19 protein-coding genes and 1 riboswitch are annotated in these 22,631 nt (G+C 38.8%); of the genes, 8 read left to right on the forward strand and 11 right to left on the reverse strand.

Going from position 1 to position 22,631, the window contains the following annotated elements:
- Nucleotides 1-117 precede the first annotated feature (117 nt).
- Nucleotides 118-317: riboswitch (cobalamin riboswitch) on the reverse strand.
- A gap of 225 nt (nucleotides 318-542) precedes the next feature.
- From I2484_RS02985 to I2484_RS02995, 3 genes are all read right to left on the reverse strand, one after another.
- Nucleotides 543-1,805, reverse strand: a complete 1,263-nt coding sequence (locus I2484_RS02985; protein WP_207149531.1) for a hypothetical protein — start codon at nucleotides 1,803-1,805, stop codon at nucleotides 543-545.
- A gap of 286 nt (nucleotides 1,806-2,091) precedes the next feature.
- Nucleotides 2,092-2,466: a nucleotide excision repair endonuclease gene (locus I2484_RS02990; protein ID WP_067207386.1), complete on the reverse strand. Its 375-nt coding sequence runs from the start codon at nucleotides 2,464-2,466 to the stop codon at nucleotides 2,092-2,094.
- 81 nt (nucleotides 2,467-2,547) lie between these two features.
- A complete protein-coding gene (locus I2484_RS02995; protein ID WP_207149532.1) occupies nucleotides 2,548-3,384 on the reverse strand; it encodes a TetR/AcrR family transcriptional regulator in 837 nt (278 codons plus the stop codon).
- A 162-nt stretch (nucleotides 3,385-3,546) separates the two neighbouring features.
- Here I2484_RS02995 and I2484_RS03000 point away from each other — a divergent pair, with 162 nt between their 5' ends.
- The gene (locus I2484_RS03000) at nucleotides 3,547-6,681 is read left to right on the forward strand and encodes an efflux RND transporter permease subunit (protein WP_207149533.1); all 3,135 of its coding nucleotides are present in this window, start codon (nucleotides 3,547-3,549) and stop codon (nucleotides 6,679-6,681) included.
- A gap of 247 nt (nucleotides 6,682-6,928) precedes the next feature.
- Nucleotides 6,929-7,789, forward strand: coding sequence for an SAM hydrolase/SAM-dependent halogenase family protein (locus I2484_RS03005; protein WP_207149534.1), 861 nt, complete (start codon nucleotides 6,929-6,931; stop codon nucleotides 7,787-7,789).
- A gap of 61 nt (nucleotides 7,790-7,850) precedes the next feature.
- Here the strand turns inward: I2484_RS03005 and I2484_RS03010 are convergent, their stop codons facing one another.
- Entirely contained in the window at nucleotides 7,851-8,282 is a 432-nt protein-coding gene (locus I2484_RS03010) for a YkvA family protein (RefSeq protein ID WP_207149535.1), read from the reverse strand.
- Between the two features lie 335 nt (nucleotides 8,283-8,617).
- Between I2484_RS03010 and I2484_RS03015 the strand changes: the two genes are divergently transcribed.
- From I2484_RS03015 to I2484_RS03025, 3 genes are all read left to right on the forward strand, one after another.
- A complete protein-coding gene (locus I2484_RS03015; RefSeq protein ID WP_207149536.1) occupies nucleotides 8,618-9,229 on the forward strand; it encodes a DUF3298 domain-containing protein in 612 nt (203 codons plus the stop codon).
- A 793-nt stretch (nucleotides 9,230-10,022) separates the two neighbouring features.
- Entirely contained in the window at nucleotides 10,023-10,175 is a 153-nt protein-coding gene (locus I2484_RS03020) for a hypothetical protein (protein ID WP_207149537.1), read from the forward strand.
- Between the two features lie 286 nt (nucleotides 10,176-10,461).
- Nucleotides 10,462-10,887 (forward strand): protein-tyrosine phosphatase family protein, encoded by a 426-nt coding sequence (locus tag I2484_RS03025; protein ID WP_207149538.1) that lies wholly within the window; start codon nucleotides 10,462-10,464, stop codon nucleotides 10,885-10,887.
- 89 nt (nucleotides 10,888-10,976) lie between these two features.
- On the opposite strand, the gene I2484_RS03030 is transcribed toward I2484_RS03025, so the two are convergent.
- From I2484_RS03030 to I2484_RS03050, 5 genes are all read right to left on the reverse strand, one after another.
- Nucleotides 10,977-12,170, reverse strand: coding sequence for an MFS transporter (locus tag I2484_RS03030; RefSeq protein ID WP_207149539.1), 1,194 nt, complete (start codon nucleotides 12,168-12,170; stop codon nucleotides 10,977-10,979).
- A gap of 1 nt (nucleotide 12,171) precedes the next feature.
- The gene (locus I2484_RS03035) at nucleotides 12,172-12,582 is read right to left on the reverse strand and encodes a MarR family winged helix-turn-helix transcriptional regulator (protein ID WP_207149540.1); all 411 of its coding nucleotides are present in this window, start codon (nucleotides 12,580-12,582) and stop codon (nucleotides 12,172-12,174) included.
- 118 nt (nucleotides 12,583-12,700) lie between these two features.
- Complete coding sequence (locus tag I2484_RS03040; RefSeq protein WP_207149541.1) at nucleotides 12,701-13,876, reverse strand: MFS transporter; 1,176 nt, start codon at nucleotides 13,874-13,876, stop codon at nucleotides 12,701-12,703.
- 97 nt (nucleotides 13,877-13,973) lie between these two features.
- A complete protein-coding gene (locus tag I2484_RS03045; protein ID WP_207149542.1) occupies nucleotides 13,974-14,444 on the reverse strand; it encodes a DinB family protein in 471 nt (156 codons plus the stop codon).
- Between the two features lie 9 nt (nucleotides 14,445-14,453).
- Entirely contained in the window at nucleotides 14,454-15,674 is a 1,221-nt protein-coding gene (locus tag I2484_RS03050; protein WP_207149543.1) for an MFS transporter, read from the reverse strand.
- Between the two features lie 581 nt (nucleotides 15,675-16,255).
- On the opposite strand from I2484_RS03050, the gene I2484_RS03055 reads away from it, so the two are divergent.
- Nucleotides 16,256-17,170, forward strand: coding sequence for a 2-dehydropantoate 2-reductase (locus I2484_RS03055; RefSeq protein ID WP_207149544.1), 915 nt, complete (start codon nucleotides 16,256-16,258; stop codon nucleotides 17,168-17,170).
- Between the two features lie 139 nt (nucleotides 17,171-17,309).
- On the opposite strand, the gene I2484_RS03060 is transcribed toward I2484_RS03055, so the two are convergent.
- Nucleotides 17,310-17,897: a YitT family protein gene (locus tag I2484_RS03060; RefSeq protein WP_207149545.1), complete on the reverse strand. Its 588-nt coding sequence runs from the start codon at nucleotides 17,895-17,897 to the stop codon at nucleotides 17,310-17,312.
- A gap of 210 nt (nucleotides 17,898-18,107) precedes the next feature.
- Here I2484_RS03060 and I2484_RS03065 point away from each other — a divergent pair, with 210 nt between their 5' ends.
- Complete coding sequence (locus tag I2484_RS03065; protein ID WP_207149546.1) at nucleotides 18,108-19,703, forward strand: catalase; 1,596 nt, start codon at nucleotides 18,108-18,110, stop codon at nucleotides 19,701-19,703.
- Between the two features lie 472 nt (nucleotides 19,704-20,175).
- Nucleotides 20,176-22,029 (forward strand): LTA synthase family protein, encoded by a 1,854-nt coding sequence (locus I2484_RS03070; RefSeq protein WP_207149547.1) that lies wholly within the window; start codon nucleotides 20,176-20,178, stop codon nucleotides 22,027-22,029.
- Between the two features lie 40 nt (nucleotides 22,030-22,069).
- Here I2484_RS03070 and I2484_RS03075 read toward each other — a convergent pair whose 3' ends face one another.
- The gene (locus I2484_RS03075; protein WP_207149548.1) at nucleotides 22,070-22,435 is read right to left on the reverse strand and encodes a glyoxalase superfamily protein; all 366 of its coding nucleotides are present in this window, start codon (nucleotides 22,433-22,435) and stop codon (nucleotides 22,070-22,072) included.
- Nucleotides 22,436-22,631: the final 196 nt, after the last annotated feature.

Raw genomic sequence — 22,631 nt, forward strand, 5'->3', positions numbered from 1 at the left:
AACTTCATAAGAGAAGTTGTTAAAGAGCGCCAGAATCCCAACTAAAAGAAAGCTGCCTGTTAAAAATAGGCATAGCTCATCCGCGCGTCCTTAACACCCCCTATCCTCGTAGGTCAACATGTGTTATAAAAAGAGGCAGGTCTCCTGGCTAATGATCATTGCTATTCGTACCTTCCCACTTTTTTTATAAAAAGCAGTGGTTTAAACGAAATCGCTCCCATTTACAGTTGCGGGACAGCGTCGGATTCTCACCGAACTTCCCTTTTAAGCAGACAAATACATCAGTATTAATCTGCACCTATTTTTACACATATTCAATTATCGAAATATCTCTTTGACTATAACACAAACTTTTAAATATTCCAATTCTTTATTCAAATCTAATTTCTATTGCTATAGAGAGGAATTAAGTATACCTGCTTCAAGAATGCGTAAACAAGATTGGATAACCTTTTCATTTATTATCACTTGTCATTAATATTGCATAAATGGGGAACGAGTATTCAATCCCCATTTATCCACACTAATGAATTAATAGAACCTTATATATCTCCTAAATCGACAATTCCCCCTGTCACGGCATCAACACATTCTGCCGCATCTAATAAGCCACAAAGAATATACTTTCCTACGAATTCGTCATATACATAAGTCGGATCAAGCGTAATATAGGGTATCATTTTCTCAAACGCTTCTTCATGTGTTACGACCGCTTTTGCGGCAGGGAGAAAGGCTTCAAAAATCTCAAACATGGAGCTGTTATCAAGATAATTCATCACCTTCATCGTTTCCGGATTCATGAAGACAACTACTTTCCGATTAAAAATGGTTGGGTTTTCTTCATTTATTTCACAATGCGCTTCAATGAAATTCTCTTGACACTGAAGTTTGGACAGCTTCCACTTCCCTGATTCATCAGGATATTCAGCCCGTAGGACATCCCGAACAACTTTTTTACTGCGTTCAATTTGATCAGCCGACAACGTCAGTCTTTTATCTGCGTCGACGTTGCCAAAAGCTTCTTCTACGCTTGCTTCGGAAACAATTGTGATTTCTTCACGATCAATTCTTTCTTCTAACGGCTTATTCCATTCGATTACTACATCTACTTTTACTTCTGAACGCTCATGCTCCATAAATGGAATGATTCGATTCCCATTCGCCGTTACATACACTTCTTCCATTGCATAGACCGGAACGAAACGTTTTTCAGTTTCGGATGGTAAATTTACTAGTTGAAGCTGTTTTTTTACGATTGGTTCAATTTCTTCAAGTGTCAACATGAATTTTGATCGCTCAACGAGATCCTGAGACAGGTTCATTCCGTACGAATGGTAGGATGTCAGCTTACCAACATCATCAAAATCAACTTCAATCATACAGCTTGGTGAAAAGTAGATCCCATCTATATCTGATTCAAATTGAAAGCCATTTGCATTCGCTTGGGTTAGTTTGAAATCCTGTTTGTATACCAATCCAGTTTCCTCTTCAAGCCACGCAGCGACTTCATCAACGGTTTTACTGGGAAAATGCGTTTTTGTGGAAAATGATTCGCCTTGTACGAATGATACATTACAAAAGTGTTGCTTTTGAATAGCATATTCTACAATCGTTGTTCCCGCGGGATTATAACCTTCTTCGATTAGTTCGTTTAACTCTTTAGGAAACCATTCCATAGTGAACATATAGTAAGCATCACCCATGGTATCTCGATCTTTATATATCGAATGTCTTTCCAATCGGTATGCATCCAAGCCAAACTTTTCTTGCGCTTCATCGACAATCTTTTGTAGTCTTTTGTCCATGTCTTCACCCTTTTCCTATGTCTTGTTGAAATAAAGAACTTCATTGAATTCGCTATGGTAATTCCGGGATTCCGCCTACCCTAAGTTCATATAGGTATTCATTTGTTTACTATAAATAGTCAAAAATAAAAGCTGAATGCACATGGCAGTCAGCTTTGTAGTTGCTTAGATAATGATTAGTTCCCACATTTTGAATAAGTGTTAATAAGGAGATCTCACGTCTAGACTCGAGCGCCTAGCCTTTCAGCGCTTATCGGGACTGAACAGGCGCATACACTTTTGTTCATTACTCAAAAAATACTTTATCAAGGTTATATTTCGCACGTTGTGTATTAATGATATACGTTTCATATATTTCGCGTTCCATCGGGTCTTCGACAACGATAATAGCAATTTCATGTACTTCGTTACGATGATTTTTGATTGGAGAGACCGTGTCTTCAAAATGCTTCTTGACACGTTGGCGGAGTTTACGGGCTTTCCCAGCAAACAATAATTCATCTTTGTTGTTATAAAACAAAATGATACCGCCTTTATCACGCGGGATTTCATGTAAATCAATAAAACCATAAATCGGTTTTATCGGTGCAACATCGGCACCCATTTCTTGTTTGCGTTGTACAATCGTTACATCCGGATTTGGTATAGTAATTGTGATCAATTAAACGTCACGTCCTCTTCTGTTATGAACTTAAATTCTACCATAAAACGACCAAAAAAGCGAAGAATGGTGCCACTCAAGTCAGTTCAAGAATTTCTTTAATTTCCTTACCAATTGCTCTGTTTGTTCATTGTTCTTAAAATTCGACAACATCCCCGAAATAACAGGTTTTCGATAGTTAGTTATTGAAAGTTCTTGTTCAATAACTTCCAAACTGATTAACAGATCTTCGTCTGCTATCTCCTTCTTTACTAACTTAATTTCATTCAATAATTCTTCAGTCGTAACTGACTGATTTCCCAGACACATTCCATTCCCCGCCAACAATTCTGTTGTTAGAAATGGTTTAGAAAGTCCGTTGACGATTGAATCAATCCGTTCTACTATATAATGCGCTAATCCCATATAATCTAAAGAGCCTTTATTAAAGACGATAATTTCAATATAGCCTTTAACGATCCCACCCAAAATAACAACAAGATCTGTCATATGCTCTTTTATGTCTTCTCCATACAAATTTAGTAGAAGGCTTTCCTGGGCTTCATACGTTTTTCTCCGCATGTCATTCATTAACCCTAACATGTCCTCATTGATTGGGTTTGTTTGTTCTCGCATTTGCATGAGAATAAAATCTGAATAACGAGCAATCTCTTCAAACTGAATCACGAAAAATTGTTCGAATCTTTCCCTCGGCCCAATTTCCATTTGATAAATGCTACCTATCCGCTCAATCAGCTTCGAACTAAAGTACTCAAATATCGAAAATAGAAGGCTCTCCTTCGATTTAAATGAAAGATAAAAAGAACCTTTCGAAATACCACATGCATCTGTAATTTCTTGTACGGATGTTGCGTCAAATCCATTTTTCGCAAAAAGTTCAGATGCCTTTTCGATGATTAATATTTTTTTATCCGACAAATCAAAACCTCCTTACTCATTGAAAATAACCCTATCAAACTTCTGTATTTGACAGATGACTGACCGGTCAGTTATTATGATAAAGCATCGACTGACTCTTCATTTTCAATGATAAAGCATTATGACTAGTTGGTCAAAGTAAAAATACTATTGGAGGTACATATGAATCCTATCATTAACTTTGTCATGAAGAACAAATTGGCCGTTTGGCTTATCACGCTTATAATAACTGCAGCCGGTATTTACTCCGGTTCGAAAATGAATTTGGAAACGATACCGGATATTACAATTCCTATCGTCAGCGTAACTACAGTCTACCCTGGCGCTACACCTGATCAGGTCGTAAATGAACTTTCCGAGCCGCTCGAAAAAGCTGTTAAAAGTTTAAATGGAGTTAAATCCGTCAGTTCTACGTCGTACCAAAATGCTTCATCCCTGCAAATCGAATATTCATACGGAACAGATATGAAACAAGCCGAAGATGATGTCAACGCAGCACTAAAAAATGTCTCGCTTCCAGAAGCCGCAATGGATCCGAGTGTCGGAAGGATTAGCATCAATGCATTTCCAGTCCTCGCTCTTAGTGTTTCAGACAGTAGCTCCAATCTTGAACAGTTAACGTTGAAAGTTCAAGACATGTTGGTTCCTGAATTGGAAGGTATTGATGGTGTTTCAAGTGTTGCAGTTTCAGGGCAACAAATTGAAGAAGTCCTTCTAACTTTCGATAAAGAAAAGTTAGCCGCAAATAATTTAGACGAAAATACAGTAAAACAAATTATAAAAGGCTCGGATATAACGATGCCACTTGGTTTGTTCCAATTCACTGGAGAAGAACAATCAGTCGTCATTGACGGCAACATTACAACAGTTGAAGATTTAGAAAACATGTTGATTCCTTTAATGCCAATTGGTACCCCTGCCTCCGCACCACCAGCGGCGGGAACGAATCCAGTAACTACTGCACCACCTGCTGGAGCGGACTCTGCAAGTTTCCAACTACCCTCTATTAAGCTAGGTGAAATTGCAACAATTGAACATGTCGGAAAAGCAGAATCCATTTCTAGAACGAACGGCAAGGAAGCCATTGCTGTTCAAGTTGTAAAATCGCAGAATGCCAATACGGTAACTGTTGTCGATAAAGTAAACGAGCTGATGACACAGTTTGAAAAAGAAAACGACGGCGTCAAGATATCTACCACTCTTGACCAAGGTGAACCTATTCAACAATCCGTTGATACGATGATTAATAAAGCATTATTCGGTGCGCTCTTTGCCGTAATTATTATTATGCTTTTCCTTCGTAACTTCAAATCTACGATTATATCGATTGTGTCAATTCCAATGTCACTGCTAATTGCAATCATGTTCTTGAAGCAGCTCGACATTACATTGAATATGATGACACTCGGTGCAATGACCGTTGCAATTGCACGTGTAATCGATGACTCTATTGTTGTCGTTGAAAATATATTTAGAAGAATGTCCCTTCCAGGTGAAAAGTTAAAAGGTAAGGAACTCGTACGAGAAGCGACAAAAGAAATGTTTAAACCCATCATGTCGTCTACACTCGTTACAATCGCAGTCTTCTTGCCAATCGCTTTAGTCAGCGGCATGATTGGTGAATTGTTCATGCCATTCGCTTTGACAATTGTATTCGCACTGCTCGCTTCTCTTATTGTTGCGATTACAATTGTGCCAATGCTCGCACATTCTTTATTCAAAAAACAACTTTACTCAACTACTAATAGCCATATTGAAAAACCTAGTAAGATGGCCGCTTTTTATAAAAAAGTATTGAACTGGACGTTAAATCACAAATTGATCACATCCGTCATTTCAATCGCACTGCTTGTCGGCAGCCTATTCCTGGCTCCTGTCATTGGTGTCAGTTTCCTACCCGATGAAGAACAAAAAACAATGTACATCACGTACACACCTGAACCTGGAGAAACGCTCGATACTGTCAACAGCAATGTTGAATTAGCGGAGAACTATTTAATGGATTTGAAAGATGTTGACGTCGTGCAAGCTTCAGTCGGCGGAGAAAATCCGATGGCACCTGGTGCTTCAAACGGGGCTCTCATGTTTGTGACATTCGATAATGATACGGCTGAATTTACAAAGGTGAAAGAAAAAACAATTCTTGAACTCCAAAAGCTATCTACAAAAGGTGAATGGAAATCACAAGACTTTTCTACAAGCGGTTCAAGTAATGCAGTGAGTTATTACGTTTACGGAAATAACTTGAACGACATCGAACCTATTGTTGAAAATATAGAAAAAATAATGAGTAACAACAACGATTTAAAGAATGTTAAAACAAGCTTAACAAGAAAATATAAAGAATATACACTCGTTGCCAATCAAGAGAAATTAACAGAGTACGGGTTAACTGCTGCACAAGTCGGTATGGTTCTCTATCCGAGTAATCAGCAAGAAGTGTTAACTAAAATCGAAGAAGGCAATAAAACAATCGAAGTATTAATAAATCAAGAAAAGAAAGAACATAAAACAATCGAAGAACTATTGAAAGAAAAAGTTCAGTCACCTCTTGGCATGGAAATAGTCATTTCTGAATTGGTAGACATCCAAGAAGGAACAACATCTGACACAATTTCACGTAAAGACGGTAAATTATTCGCAAGTGTTTCAGCAGAAATAACGACGAAAGATGTCGCAAAAACGTCAACAGCTATTCAGAAAGATGTTGACGATCTCAAGATTCCATCAAATGTAACAGTTAGTACAGCTGGAGTAACAGAAGACATCACAGAAGCGTTTACACAGCTTGGACTCGCGATGCTTGCTGCGATCGCTATCGTGTATCTAATCTTGGTCATCACATTTGGCGGAGGACTCGCACCACTAGCAATCTTGTTCTCCCTCCCATTCACTGTAATCGGAGCCTTGGTTGGTCTATGGATTGCTGGCGAAACCATCAGCGTTTCCGCAATGATTGGTCTGCTAATGCTTATCGGTATCGTCGTGACGAATGCGATTGTGTTAATTGACCGTGTTATTAATAAAGAAAAAGAAGGACTTACAACAAGGGATGCTATTTTGGAAGCCGGCTCTACGAGACTCCGTCCAATCCTTATGACCGCACTCGCTACAATCGGTGCATTGATTCCATTGGCTATCGGTGCAGAAGGTAGCGGACTCATTTCCAAAGGACTCGGTGTTACGGTTATCGGTGGATTAACGAGCTCAACATTGCTCACGCTTATCTTCGTACCGATTGTCTATGAGTTTTTAGGGAAGTTCCGAAAAAAAGAGAAGAAAAATAAAAAAGCATAAATAATAGGAATTAGCCTGTCACACTACGCGACTGATTCGTAGTAGTGGCAGGCTTTTTTTAAAAAACCTTATCATTCCGCATAGTTGACTTTCCATTCGTAATCATGTAAATTATTAAATAATACATGCATTGAAGAGAAAAGTAATGTGATGAATTCCGTCCTTTTCAATCGGTTAACGATTGATTTGAGCGGAATTTTTTTGTTCCTCACTTTCATAAACTATAGTAATGAGGAGTGGATTTGTAATGACAACAGGTTTATTAGTTTTCCAATCAGATTTCGGAAAAAGTGATGGTGCAGTTAGTGCAATGCATGGCGTAGCAAACTCCGTTCAACGTGGAATTCCTATTTTTGAAATCACACATCTAATCCCTCAATTCAATATTTGGGAAGCTTCCTATCGTTTATTACAGTCAATCGGTTATTGGCCAAAGGAAACGGTATTCGTATCAATTGTCGATCCAGGCGTAGGATCTAACCGGCGTGCGATCGTTGCGAAGACTGCAGATGATCACTATATTATTACCCCAGATAACGGGACGTTAACGCATGTGTTGCAATTCATCAAAATAACGGAAATTCGAGAAATCGATGAATCGAAAAACCGACTTCCTAACTCAGGTGAATCGCATACCTTCCATGGACGGGATATATTCGCTTACACGGGCGCACGGCTCGCTGCTGGTATTATCCAATTTGAAGACATTGGTGAACCAGTTGATCCATCAACAGTAATTGCATTACCGTTGAAATTGTCCACTATTGCGGATGAAACAATTGCAGGTATAGTCGATATTATCGACCGTCCCTTCGGCAATCTATGGACGAATATTAGCCGTAGTCAATTTAAGGAAATTGTAGAACAGCATGGCGATTCGATAGAAGTTTCAATAACGACAGATGGCCGTACTATCTACAACAACATCATGACATACGGCCGATCATTTGCAGACTTGCATATCGGTGAGCCACTCGTTTATGTGAACTCACTTGACAACATCGGTATTGCCATCAATCAGGGATCGTTTGCAGATGCCTATCGTGTGGGCACAGGAACAAACTGGGAGATCGTTATTCGCAAGGCACCTAGAATTGTCTATGACTAACAGTAGCAAATCAAACTAAAAGAGCTAACGTGGAATTTTTCATCCTCGTTAGCTCTTCCCATTATATCAATCGTTTGTCGATTTCTTCCTCATCGAATTTAACGCCAAGCAGTGTATTCATTTTCACTTTTGCTTTATTTTTTACATCGCCATCAATATGAGAAATCACTTTAAATACGGCTGCCGCTATGACACCGGCGTCATCCACTAGCCCGATGGCTGGTATGAAATCCGGAATGAGGTCGAGCGGAAATATCAGATAGCTGAGCGCACCAACAATAATCATTTTTGTCGATTTGGGAACCTTTGGGTTTTTTGCAACATAGTAAAGGAGCAAGCTATAATAGACTGTTGTCTTCCCCACCTGTTTACCATATTTCATCACTTTTCCCCAAAACTTTTCGTCTGAATAATGATTCTTTGTTTCCTTCATACTAGACTCCGGATCAAAGTTCTTCAATTTATTTTCATATTCTTTCTGTTTTCTCGTCATATTGTCCCCCCCAATTAGTGCTAGTTACATTAATTCTACACCGAACGACGCTATGTGTCATTCGATAGCTCTAGAATCCTCCTTGCCTGAATGACACGTTAGCTATTTCAAGACACAAACGTACCAAAACACGTCCGAGATTCACTCATTTACGCGAATTGGTTCGATTGCCAAACTTTTATGGCTGCTTCCGTTAAGTACATAAAGTATCAATTTTTCGCCGGGGTACAATTTTAAAGTAGGTATTATTTTATTCTTACAAGCCATTTTCCTACTTTCCTAACTCATTTTAACATATGATGTACTACTCTATTGAGAAGGAAAGGACGTAACCAGTGGATTTACCAGTATCAATTGCAACAAAAAGACTGCCCCACGCATTAAAGGATGTTAAAGTGTATTATCCTGTTGTTACCCAATTACCAAATCAAAATGCGCAAAGCACTATTAATCATGCCATTATAACGACTCTGAATAACATACTAGTCGAGCAAAGTTTTTACGATAAAGACCTCGTGGAGTTGCTTGCCTATTTCGAGTTAAAGAACAATCAACGCGGCATTCTTAGTTTGAATCTCATCGTCTATTCATATACAGGCGGTGCACATGGGATGACTATTATTAAATCACTGACCTTTGATACAAAAAATGGAAAACAATACGAGTTGAAGGATTTGTTCAAAAAGGGTAGCGACTACAAGAAAAAATTGTCGGATATCATAAATCGGCGAATTAAAGACTGGAATATCGATGTGCTTGAACCATTCAAAGAAATCCGTAGTGACCAGGATTTCTATATTGCGGATACCTCTCTCGTTATTTATTTCCAGCTTTATGAAATCACACCGTACTATTGGGGCTTTCCTTACTTCCCGATTCCAATTAAAGATCTAGCAGACATTATTAATCCTGACGGTCCATTAGATCGAATGATGTCATTCACTTGATGAACCCATAAGTGAATCCAAAATTAAACCTATTGCTGATACTCCAATTTAGTTTCAACAATAGGTCTTTTTCTTATTTTTTCTTATCCCGATACCACAAAAGAAAACCAATCAATTTTCCGGTGAACGCGACTCCTCCACCAATTTAGTCACTCATTTTCCCAGTAGCTATCGCAACACCCGTCTCATTAAGCCTTTCCATGTTTCTATCACATTAAAGAGGACTGTCTTCCCGTATTCGCCTAACAGAGTACTATTGTCTTTTATGTCAGTTACTCTGCCATTGAAAAAAGCTTGTGAACCTAAAAACCCTTCATCTACAAAAGGCTGCATTGCATATAAACAAGCCGCCGCAGGTACAGATAGCAGAAATAATATGAGCTGTAGGACTAGACATAGTAATTCAACAAAAGAATTCCAGTTCTACATATTCAAGTGTATAATTTTATTTTTTAATAAAATATTCAGAAATTCACCCTTTCCTTCCCTCTCAATTAAACGAGTAATAAATATCCTCTTCATATGGCCCCAATTATTCTCCCCCATTAATATAGAGATATTTCTAATTAAGCATTCCAATATAAAGTATCTACAAACTATTTCCCCGGAAATAGTTTGTAATTACACCAATCAACGAAATTCAAAAAAATATTGATATCATTATTTTTTTCATAACGCTAAAACGTATTGAACGAACATAAAAGGCACCTTGATCGATGTAGTCGTATTTATATTACTGTGTTTGCAATGTAAGTTTGCGTCATAAGGCTCATAGGTTAGAGGATGGGGAGGAATGAAACGAACACTTATAATGAGCGATTTTCTCGACGAAATAGAAATGTTTGAACGTCTATTAGTCGATGTGAAGTACGATCCAGATCACGATCAGCTCATTCTATTAGGTGATTATGTCGACTGGAGCCCGGCTAAAAAAGGTACTTGTTAAGGTTATCGAGCTAAAAACAGGAGAATCCCCCCGTCCTAAAGGGAATCAGTAAGACGTGATGATTTTAGACTTAACGACAAACGAGGATCAAGCTTGGAGTCATCGGGTAAATCGCTGCGCGGATAACAAAACATTATAAAGTTACTGCCTCGGCGAAAACCAGATTATTGGCACCGATGATGGAGCTGTCTACAGTAGGCAATTTAACTGCTTATAATCACCCAAACGAAAGATTCGTTACTTAAAATGATATACTGATTACTACTACAAATCGAGGTGACCATCCATGGCGAACAAGAAATATGCAGAATTAGTCCCAAACCGTATCTTTATTGGCGGTGTAGATGCAATTGTTGACCTTCTTACCAATGAAAACATCGATGTAATTTATGATTTACGTGCAGAAGTGAAAGGAGGACTTTCAAGTGATAAAAGTATACATCAACCTATAGTAGATGATGCGGAGCAACAAGATGAGTCCATCCAATCTGCGGTAATAAGAGTTGTAGACGCATATAAAGATGGTAAGAATGTCTACTTTCACTGCAATACAGGCCGTGGTAGAGCAGGAACAATTGCTACTGCAACATTATTGGAACTCGGACTAGCTGATTCCATTGATGAAGCCGAACAACAAGTGAAAGTAATACACCCCACTATTAAATTAAAACCTCAATTTAAAGATGCACTGAAACGAATTTACGAAAAATAATAGAAGTCAATGCATCAGAGAATAAGCCTGCCTCCCTACTATCATGGAGACAGGTTTTTTCGTATGATTCTGAGTCCTATTTTATTCAATCAACTAGCTGATTCCCCATCCACCGGTTCTATATCTTTCCTCTTCCACCTAAACACCATATAAAGGATAAAAACAACAAGTACAAGAGTACCTGATGTCATGTAAACATACTGATAGCCGAAATGAAGGGCAATAAGTCCAAGTACAAACGATCCGATCGCAAGACCTAAATCAAAAAACGTGAAAAATGTAGCGGTTGCGTAGCCACTTCTTTCATGTTTTGTCGATTGAACTGCCAGTGTCTGTAAGCTTGGGACAAGTGCGCCATAACCAAACCCAACGAAAGCCCCTGCAACTAAAAAGGACAATGCAGAATCCATGTTCGCTAACAGGATAAGCCCGATAGCAAAAAATATAAACCCAGGTATTAATACATATTGTGGCCCTTTTTCATCGAAAAGCCTCCCAGTAAACGGACGCGTTAGTAGCATGACAACGGCGAATACGAGAAAGAAAGTACTCGCCAACGCCAAGAGTCCTTTTTCCTGTGCATAAATGGATAGATATGATAAAACACTCGCATAAGACAACGCAATCAAACTTCCGAGTAGCGCCACTGGAATGGCACCTTTTTCAAATAGGTCCCCAATCGACAATTTACCTCTCACGTCACTTTTTTCTGGAATAACACCGGCTGGCGCCGATAGCGATGTCACCACACCAATAACCATAAAAATACTCAGCGCAATAAACAATACATCGAATGAATAGGATTGAATGATGGACAGTGCTATTAATGGTCCGAGAACAACGGCTAAATTTGTCGACATCGAGAAATAACCTAGACCCGCTCCCCTTCGCTTGATTGGGACAATATCTGCAGCAATTGAAATTGTCGACGTCGTAATTATGCTAAACCAAATTCCCTGTACAAAACGCAACACTAAAAGTCCTTCAAACGGCTGGATAAAATAATAGAGGGCTGTACATATCAAATAAATGACAAGACTGATCCATAACATTTTTCGTTTTCCTACAACATCTAATACTTTTCCTGTAAACGGTCTGACAACAATTGCGGAAAGTAAGAAAACCGTCATTAATAAGCCTGCTTCTTCATCCGTTCGGTTCAACACCCCGATTGCATATAGTGGAAGAGTAGTTACAAGACCATAAAATACGATAAATACAGATATGTTTGTAAAAAATAAACTGATAAATGGCCTTGTCCAAATAGGTTCTTTCTTTACCAAATTACTCACTTCTTTCCTTGTCCAACTTTTGCAATAGCCCTATAAGTATCTCTTGTTCTTCGCTCGATAGATCTTTTAAAAATTCATTTTCAAACTGAATAATCGAAGCCTCAATCACCGGAAATTTGACTACTGCTTCTTCTGATAAACGAACTATCTTTTCCCGACGGTCCTTTCCTTCATATGTCGTCAGCCATCCCAATTCCTCCAATCGGCTCACAGTTCGTGTAACCGTCGGGGCTTCTACATTCAAATACCTCCATATATTTGTTAATATCATTTCGTCATGTCGATGAACACAGTATAGTACTGTCCATTGTGATGCGAACAGATCATATTCTTTAAGCACTAAATTCAGTTCTTTACTTAATAATCGCGTCTTTTGAAAAACTTCATGGAATAGTGGATTCATATCTTCTTCTCCTTTATTTACCTAGGTAACTACAACATTATACTTCGGTATTCGGAACTTGTAAAGAAACAGAAATCAATAAAACAGGCAACCCCTTTTATTGGGATTGCCTGTTTTGTCACATCGAAATGTTCTGTGGACCTTTCCATTTCATCGAGACAAAAATTGTAATGACAAGAACGATTAATCCAAGAATGAACGGATACAGAATATTCACGTCAAACAGTAGGCCTGCTAGAAGTGGACCAAGAACGTTTCCAATGCTCATATATGCATTATTCATACCCATAGCAAATCCTTGCTCGTTCCCCGCTAACTTAGAAATGAGTGTCGTCAGTACTGGCCTCAGTATAGAAGTCGATAGGAAAATAATCATTGTAACACCGAAAAACATGATATAGCTTGGTACAAAGATGGACAGTAAAAATCCAAGAGCTGCAAGCGCAAGGAAGATGTTCAGTACGGCCGCTTCACCAAATTTGCGAACAATCCAATCTACAGCAAAAAGTTGAATAATTACACTGATGATACCTGTTGAAGTCACTAATACAGCAATATCTTTCGGTGTCGCTTCGAACACATTATCGACGAAAAGGCCAAGAACCGATTCGTACGCCATTAACCCAAAGCTCATGACAAGTGTGATAACTAAAGGAATAAAGTACGGTTTATTAAATGACTGCACAATTTCTTTTACCATTGGCTCAGGCTTTTCATTAGGTAGTTCGATTTTCGTATCCATGCTTTCCTCTAACATGAATGCTGAGAAAGCAACGGCTGCAAGTCCTACTATTGCAGATATTAGCAGGGGCATTTTCAAACCAAAATCAGCTAAAAATCCTCCGATTCCTGGCCCAATAACAATCCCAAGTGACATCGATGCGGAAATGAAGCTGTTTCCTTTGGCTCGCTGATCCATTGTCGTAATATCTGCCACATAGGCAAAAATCGCAGGGATTAATAGCGCTGCACCAACGCCTCCAATAACACGAGATAGATATAAAACTCCAATTGAATCTGAAAAGTAAAAAACGAACATAGACAGAGCCAAACCGCTTAGCCCTGAAATAATCATTATTCTGCGCCCATAACGATCTGTCCATTTTCCCGCAATTGGTGACATAACAAGCTGTGCTCCCGCAAATATGGCAATCATCAAGCCCGCTGCCGTTCCACCTTGACCAATTGACAAAAGATAAGCCGGTAAAATAGGGATTATAATTCCGAAACTTCCTACTGCTATAAACATATTAATCATTAATATCAGCATTTTCTTCCTTTGGTCTTTTGACAACTTTTACAACCTACTTCCTAATTTATATCGACTTCATATTATAATATGGATTCAACGTAAAAGCCAACTAAGGAAATCATATATTTTCACTAAAAAATTATTCGAATAGCTGAACTTTCAATTCCATGCCATAACAATGGACAAGTACCGAATGCAACTGCCCCCTATGATGGTATATGTGTGCCGTTATTTCTAATAGCCACTCATACCTGGAATAAGTTGTGCCCCAATAAGAAGTCATTTCCTTGTGCAACTCTTCCTCGCTAAACTCCATAAATTTCTCTTTCAAGAAAATGTAATTACATAATAACGCCTCTTTAATTTCTTCTTTCGAAGTTAATGAAACCGTTGAATAAAAAACAGCCATTTCCTCTTGGCTTACATCATCAGCAATATAATAATCCGCTCTACATACTGTGGCAATATGCTCCAATAACTCACCAATTGAATGCTTATTAGCTGTAGACCTTTGTTGTAAGTCATGTTCTTTCAAACAATCTACTAGTTCAATGAGGGAATCAATCGCAACTCTTATTTGATGCAACGCATATCTACAATAGCTATTCATTTTTCCTCCTTAAGCTGCAGTTACTGCTGTTATTTTTTGATCGCGCGGCAGCGCCAACCCTACAAGTCCAATAATAGGAAGGAATGAAACAATAATCATCGTCGGGTAAATACCGATGCTATCCATCATAATTCCGATGACAACCGAACCGATTGCCCCCATACCAAATGCCAGACCGACAGTCAGCCCTGCCATCGTACCAATTTTACTCGGTACAAGCTCTTGTGCATAAACAACTGTGACAGAAAAGCTCAGCATGATGAAGAAACCAATTAACATCAGTAACACTGCTACAATCCATAATGGAGCGTATGGGAGCAGTAGGCATAACGGTATCGGAACAGTGAGCGAAAGTACAATGACATTTTTCCGTCCAATTTTGTCTGCCATCGGTCCACCAAAAAATGTGCCCACTGCACCGAGTGCCAAAAACAGGAATATATAAAGTAATCCTTCTTTATCTGACACTTTGTATTTATCGACCAAGTGAAAGATGAAAAAGCTTGTTATATTCGTGACATAAAATGAACGAGCGAAGATGATGACGAGAAGTAAACCAAGTGCTATCCCTATTTTCTTTTTCGTTAAGTTACCAATAGATGAGAGAAGAACTTTCTTACGATTGTTTAACTTCTCCTGTTCCAACTGATTTTTATACCAGGCAGATATTTTCATTAAAATAAAAATTCCAAGTGCCGCGACAAGCATAAATATTGCTGCCGATTTTTGACCATACGGAACTAATATGTACGCACCAATCAACGGAGCAAGTGCCTGTCCCGAGTTTCCACCTACTTGGTAGATGGACTGGGAAAGCCCCCGCTTCGATCCTGCAGCCATAAAAGAGACTCGCGATCCTTCTGGATGAAAAATAGCGGAACCAAATCCAAGCAACATGACAGATACAATTAGTAGCCAATAGCTCGGTGCAAAAGCGAGTCCACCTATGCCAACAAGCGAAAACACCATTCCAAATGGCAGTGCATAGGGTTTTGGCTTTCGATCACTTAAATACCCGATAACCGGTTGCAATACAGATGCAACCATGTTCAAAGCGAAAAAAATGAACCCAAGTTGAGTAAAGCTGAATCCTCTATCTCTTACAAGAACCGGAAACATTGCTGGAATGACAGATTGAAGCGTATCATTCAACAAATGGACGCCGCCAATTGCAAACATGATGGGATAAATCGGGATTCCTAATGCGGATGAATTTTTTTCTGCGGCCATTTGATTTCCGCTCCCCTTTTTTGACGTTGATAACTTAATAGGCTAAGTATATCAAAGACTGCGAATAATCGGATGTTAAATAAAGCAAAAAAATTATTTCATCAACCTAAGTCGATATACTTAATTCGGAATCGTACTTCTATATTTTATAGATAGGCTTTGGAATCAACCCATTATCCATTGTTATTGGAACTAACAAATACAAATTATAGAGATGAGGAATTGGGATGGAAATGAATAAAATATACTATGTGACTTAGAAACTGGTATTTGCGGAAACGGTGTCCTTACCGGAATTAAATTTTTCAATCTTTCTGCACCTTAAAAGAAGGTTAACTTATATAGTAAAGAAAAGGACTTTAATGCATTCGTGAGTGAATAATCGGCATATGTCGATTAAGAAACATAAGAAGTTCTTGGTAAAGAATAGATTACGATTATTGGGTAAGGTTTAATGATGGCCAGTAAGACATACAAGTCCCGTCGTGCCACTGTTTTTACATTTCACGCAACTCAACATTTCTAATAACTCAGATTAATGTATACTAGAGTTTATCAAACAGATGCAAGGGGGATTTTACGTGAAGATATTAATCGTCGGAGCGGGAGCAATCGGAGGTTATTTCGGAGCTAGATTACTAGAGCAAGAACAGAATGTAACTTTTCTTGTAAGAGACAAACGAAAAGAACAACTTACAAAAACAGGATTGAAGATTGAAAGTATAAACGGGAACGTAGAACTTGTACCTCGACTTATTACAGTTAACGACATTGGAGAGAAATTTGATGTAGTTATTATTTCAACGAAGTCCTATCATCTTGCACAAGCAATCAATGATGTGCGACCATTTGTCAAAGTGGACACGATTATTCTGCCTCTTTTGAATGGTATCGGCCATCTTGATCAATTAGCCGCTGCTTTTGGTGAAGATGCAGTTATTGGTGGCCTGTGCTTTATCGAGACAACACTCGATGAACACGGAACCATCCTTCAAAAAAGCCCGCTCCACCAACTTATTTACGGCGAAAGATCCGGCGAAATCACACCCCGTATTGAAAAGTTGAAATCAGTTTTTAATGGAGCAAACGCTTCATTTGACCTAAGCGAACACATCAATCAAGAAATGTGGCACAAATATTTATTCATTACAGTAATGTCTGGAATTACCTCACTTATAGAATCCCCTATTGGGCCAATCATGGAGCTGGAATCAGGGCGTAATACGATCGCCTCCCTGTTGGAGGAACTCGGTACAGTGATGAAGAAAATTGATGCACCTATACAAGATACAGTTACGAAAGAACTATTTACTAAAATAAGTACTATGTCGTATGACATGAAATCATCGATGCAACGAGACATGGAAAAATCTCTACCATTAGAAGCCGATCATCTGCAAGGTTTATTATTGCAACACGCGAAAACACATGGTATTCCAACCCCGATACTGGAAACAATTTATACCAAACTGAAGGTTTATGAAAAACAGCGCTGATAGAAATTAGGCCAAGTGAGATGTACACTTGGTCTTATTTCTTCATCTCTTGCAAGTTTGCTAACATATTTTCTAGTGAAGCCTAAATTTGAAATAATAGTTTAAAATAACAGAAATCAAAATAGAGATGACGTATATTTTATGCTTTTACAGATTTTAATACAATTAGACTCGTTGTAACCCCTACTATAAACACCGTCGTAAATGACAATAACAAATGAATAGAAGGAATCAATAAACTGCCCATTGTAACAATTAGCATGTCTATACAAAAAATCATAACTCCAGGATTAATGGAAAGTTTCCTCGCAATCATTTGTGCAAGTAAATCGGTTCCCCCAATACTAATGTTTAGACGAAGCATGATGCCCACCCCTACACCGATAAATATTCCGCCACATATTGAGCTTATTAGAGGAACAGTTACTAATTCCCTCCCAATCATATTCAATGGGTATAACAAATCTATGAATAGGGATGAAAGCAACATGCCATGAATTCCGTTATAAAAGAATGAACGGTAATACCTCCAAGCCAGCATAAAAATCGGAATGCCTACGATAAGAAACGTTAGCCCCACTTTGACACCCATCACATAATGGATAATTAGACTAATTCCAATCGCACCACCATCCAGCAACTCGAATGGAACAAGAAATACATTCACACCAATTGCGACTAATAGGCTTCCAATAAATATCGTCAACGCCTTTTGCAATATGTACACAAGACCCCACCTATTTCAAATACTTTATTGATGTATATGTTTGTCTCGGGCATTTCTTCACTCATTCGCACCATTCGTTTCAGAAAAAACTAAGTTTGGAATTAATTCCTTCTATATTGAGCAGAGTATGGGTGAGATACCTTATTCAAGACGAATCTCTCCACGGGTTGCATTAAACATTTTCCATCACACAAAGGAGGAGCTTATCAATTGGCAGAAAACCCAACTACAAATAACTCTAATGAAGAACAAGAAGACACATTGACGAATAGACAGGGGCATCCTGTTACAAACAACCAGAATTTAAGGACAGTCGGCAGTCGAGGTCCTGCCGTTTTGGAAAACTATGATTTTCTAGAGAAAATCAGCCATTTCGACAGAGAAAGAATTCCTGAACGTGTCGTCCACGCACGTGGTGCCGGCGCTCACGGCTATTTCGAAGCATACGGCACAGCGGGTGACGAACCTGTTTCCAACTATACACGCGCAAAGCTTTTTCAGAATAAAGGCAAACAGACGCCTGTTTTCGTCCGCTTTTCATCCGTTATACACGGCGGTCATTCTCCCGAAACACTGCGTGATCCACGTGGATTTGCCGTGAAGTTTTATACAGAAGATGGAAACTGGGATCTCGTCGGAAATAACTTGAAAATTTTCTTTATCCGTGATGCGATTAAGTTCCCTGATATGATTCATGCCTTTAAACCAGATCCAATTACGAATATTCAAGATGGTGAACGTTTTTTCGATTTTTGTGCGAGCTCTCCTGAATCGTTCCATATGGTGACATTCGTTTATTCACCTTGGGGCATCCCTGCCAACTACCGCATGATGCAGGGCTCCGGTGTAAATACGTATAAATGGGTGAATCAAGAAGGGGTTGCAGTACTTGTCAAATATCACTGGGAACCGAAACAAGGTATTAAAAACTTAACCCAACAACAAGCAAGTGAAATCCAAGGGACAAGTTTCAATCATGCGACACAAGATTTACATGATGCGATTAAAGATGGTGATTATCCTGAATGGGAGTTGCTTGTCCAAATTATGAGCGACAATGAACACCTGGAACTCGATTTCGACCCGCTTGATGATACAAAATTATGGCCCGAAGATCTGTTCCCTTGGATACCTGTCGGCAAAATGGTCTTAAATAAAAACCCAGAAGATTACTTCACTGAAGTAGAACAAGTTGCTTTCGGTACAGGTGTCCTTGTCGATGGTCTCGATTTCTCTGATGATAAGATGCTTCAAGGACGCACTTTCTCCTACTCCGATACGCAGCGTCATCGCGTTGGTGCCAACTATTTACAGCTACCCATCAATTCTCCAAAAAAACGGGTCGCAACAAATCAGAGTGGCGGACAAATGCAGTATAAACTTGACCGAGCTCCGGGTCAGAATCCTCATATTAACTACGAGCCGTCGATCTTAGGCGGATTAAAAGAAGCGGAACAAGATGGAATAGAACATACTCCTTTTATTGAAGGTGACCTCGTCCGGGAGTCTATTGACCGACAGAGCAATACAAAACAAGCTGGAGACACGTATCGTAATTTTGAAGAATGGGAGCGAGCTGATTTGATTTCAAACTTAGTGTCAGACCTTTCAAATTGTGACCCACGTATTCAAATTAAAATGATTGCTCTTGCTGAAGAGGCCGATGAAGAATACGGACGTCGTTTACGTGAAGGACTGGCTCAAGCCTCAACAAAAGGCTCAAGTCAGAAACCGCTCGGGAATAGGGATGGTGACAAAGCACCGGAAAAAGCCGTAAAAAAAGCCCATGACGCCGATCCATATTAACAAAACAGCTCACTCAATGGTGAAAATCCATTTGAGTGAGCTGTTTTGTTTTACTTCACTTGAATTATTAAATTGTACTTATCATTTGGTTTTAAAATCATTCGCGGCAAAAAAACCAAGCGACAAAGCGGTGCTGGAAGAACATTTTATTTGTTAATGGCCGGCTATAGAGATTTAGTTGCATGATGATATACTTTCAAGTGTTTAAATTAAATTTGCAAAAAAAGTTCGGAAGTAGAATTTTACTACTAAATTGAATTGAAATACCTTTAATCCACTTGATCTATAAGAGATGCCCCCGCCCTAAAGCCCTACTGCTACGCTATCTGGGCTTAGGCCCACCCTTATAGCGTGACTTGAGTTTATTTCCTTAATTACAAAATGGCTCCTCTGTTTTTCTCTTTTCATTTCACATCAAAAAATATCTTTGTTACACTCTATTAATAGACAGTTCTATTTGGAGGTGCTCAATATGAAATTGTTCATAAAAAAAGTAAAGCCTTTTCTAATCCATCCAACTACCCTGATTTTAGTTTTACTCTTCATCAAAATCATCGCATTTCGTGTCGTCGTTTTTCATAATAAATCTGTCTTTCATATTGCACTCATTGAATTTCCACTATGGGCATTCTTACTTTCCCTCATCATTCTCTTTGTAAAGAAACGGACATGGACCGGCATCTTTATATTCAATACAATTTTGTCTGTATTATTTATCGCTATTATTTACTACACACGTTACTTTTCAACAATTCCATCCTATTATGACTTACAACAACTTTATCAATCGAACTCTGTAGGAGGAACAGTCGGCCTTCTAAGTAAGCCCTATGATTTCCTCTTCTTCCTAGACATACTACTTATCCTACCAATTGCTTATTATTTTAATACCAAAAAAATAAAATCTTCAGCTAGAGTAACTAGACGATTAGCAATCCTATTTGGAAGTATTGGTCTTATTACTACACTACTTTCTTTTAGGCAACCACTAATTGACGTTTCTTATTTTGCAAAAGAGAATGGCTATTTACAGTCGCAAGCAGTGCAAGTTTTCACGCGTAGCTTCGGCATCGCTCTGGCTTCTGATGTTAATTTATCAGAACAAGACATAGAAAATCTCAAAGGGAATGACTACGTTCCAGCAAATGAGCATGATTCCTACGGTATAGCTAAGGATCGTCATGTATTCGTCATTCAAGTGGAGTCATTGCAAGGCTTTGTGATCAATAAAAAAGTGAATGGACAAGAAATTACACCGAATTTAAATGCCTTATTGAAGGATAGTATGTATTTCGATAACGTGTACCAGCAAATCGGAGCGGGCAACACTTCTGACGCAGAATGGCTTATGCATACGTCCATTTACCCCGAAGGTATGGATCCAACTGTCAATGTCATTAATGGAGAACCAGTCCCCTCCTTACCTCGAACATTGCAAAAGAATGGCTATGGTACAGCAACTTATCATGCAGATGACATTACCTATTGGAGCCGTGAAAAACTATATCTAGCACTCGGTTTTGACTACGTTTATACGGATAAAGAAATTCCGGCAGTTCCAGCAATAGGAATTGGACCAGCGGATGAAGTACTGTTCGATTTCGCTTCTAAACAACTGCCCGGACAACTAAAAACACATGAAAAAATATACTCTAACATTATTACACAGACAAGCCATACACCATTTGAAATGCCTGAAGTTCTTCAATACCTAGTATTACCGGATAGTTATGACAACACATATGTCGGCAATTATCTTCAATCAGTCCGCTATACAGATGAGGAGATTGGGGTGTTCATTGACACATTGAAAGAGACGGGCTTATATGACAATTCTTTGATTCTACTCTACGGGGATCATTCTGGCGTTCACGGGGCTCCTGTCACTAAAGACGATGAGGCTATTCTTTTGGATTTACTCGGCCATCCTTACAATTTACAAGATCGTTTTATCGTGCCGGTCATTTTTTCCGGAGGCGGACTTTTCTCTGAGGAAGCAAATAGCCACTTAGGCGGGCAAATTGATTTGATGCCTACATTATTAAATTTACTCGGAATTGAGCATGACGCTCAGATGATGGGTCACGATCTTTTTCATTACAAAAACAATTTACTTGGCATGCGTTACCACCTGCCGGGTAGCTCCTTCATAAACGATGACATGTTGTATGTTGCGCCAAGCGCTAAATTACCTGCAATTCTCTACAGTTTGGAAACCATGAAAGAGAAATCTCGGACAAACAAAACACAGCTATCCATCGACAATGCCTTACAAATCATTCAACAGTCCGATCAAATCTTAAAATCGTATAAAAATCGAAAATAATATAAAATGGGTTATCTTCATCTAAAGATAACCCATTTTTTCATTTTCCATCCTCAAAGAAAACAATGCGATTGCTAAATGGATCGATAACTGTCAACTCCTTTGTTTGCCATGGAGTTGTTTCAAGACCGGGACGCGCGAATTTATATGCTTTCGAGTGAAGCGTTGCATGATAGCTTTCGATATCTTCAACCTCTATCCGAATTGCCGCTCCAGGACTACAATCCCCGTGATGCTCTGATAGATGAATAATACAATTACCGCTTGAAACTTGCATATACAAAGGTAATTCGTTCTCAAATCGATGCTCCCAATCTACCGAAAAGCCTAAATAGTCCTCGTAAAATTCTTTTGCTTTCTTCTCAGCGAATATGCGGAGAATCGGTGTGACTCTTTTACCATTCATACATTTCACTCCTCGTTTACCTTAAATTGATTAAATTGTTCTAGCCTACGCTACCGCACGATTCAATATGAAGGTAATTAATACATACGATAGTCTAGTTTCCTCACTATAGCACAATAAATGTTAATGCGTTTATTGTGCCATTTGTTTAGTAATAAAAATAAAAGTTAAGTCGCGTCCAACAATTGGACGCGTC

The sequence above is a fragment of the Sporosarcina sp. E16_8 genome, assembly GCF_017347095.1.
In the GTDB taxonomy this organism is placed as follows: domain Bacteria; phylum Bacillota; class Bacilli; order Bacillales_A; family Planococcaceae; genus Sporosarcina.

Coding starts and splice junctions, on each gene's coding strand:
- I2484_RS03005 (WP_207149534.1), top strand. CDS start 6,929: ATGACAACAGGTTTATTAGTTTTCCAATCAGATTTCGGAAAAAGTGAT.
- I2484_RS03020 (WP_207149537.1), top strand. CDS start 10,023: ATGAAACGAACACTTATAATGAGCGATTTTCTCGACGAAATAGAAATG.
- I2484_RS03075 (WP_207149548.1), bottom strand. CDS start 22,435: ATGAATGGTAAAAGAGTCACACCGATTCTCCGCATATTCGCTGAGAAG.
- I2484_RS03000 (WP_207149533.1), top strand. CDS start 3,547: ATGAATCCTATCATTAACTTTGTCATGAAGAACAAATTGGCCGTTTGG.
- I2484_RS03010 (WP_207149535.1), bottom strand. CDS start 8,282: ATGACGAGAAAACAGAAAGAATATGAAAATAAATTGAAGAACTTTGAT.
- I2484_RS02985 (WP_207149531.1), bottom strand. CDS start 1,805: ATGGACAAAAGACTACAAAAGATTGTCGATGAAGCGCAAGAAAAGTTT.
- I2484_RS03025 (WP_207149538.1), top strand. CDS start 10,462: ATGGCGAACAAGAAATATGCAGAATTAGTCCCAAACCGTATCTTTATT.
- I2484_RS03050 (WP_207149543.1), bottom strand. CDS start 15,674: ATGGCCGCAGAAAAAAATTCATCCGCATTAGGAATCCCGATTTATCCC.
- I2484_RS03035 (WP_207149540.1), bottom strand. CDS start 12,582: ATGAATCCACTATTCCATGAAGTTTTTCAAAAGACGCGATTATTAAGT.
- I2484_RS03045 (WP_207149542.1), bottom strand. CDS start 14,444: ATGAATAGCTATTGTAGATATGCGTTGCATCAAATAAGAGTTGCGATT.
- I2484_RS03070 (WP_207149547.1), top strand. CDS start 20,176: ATGAAATTGTTCATAAAAAAAGTAAAGCCTTTTCTAATCCATCCAACT.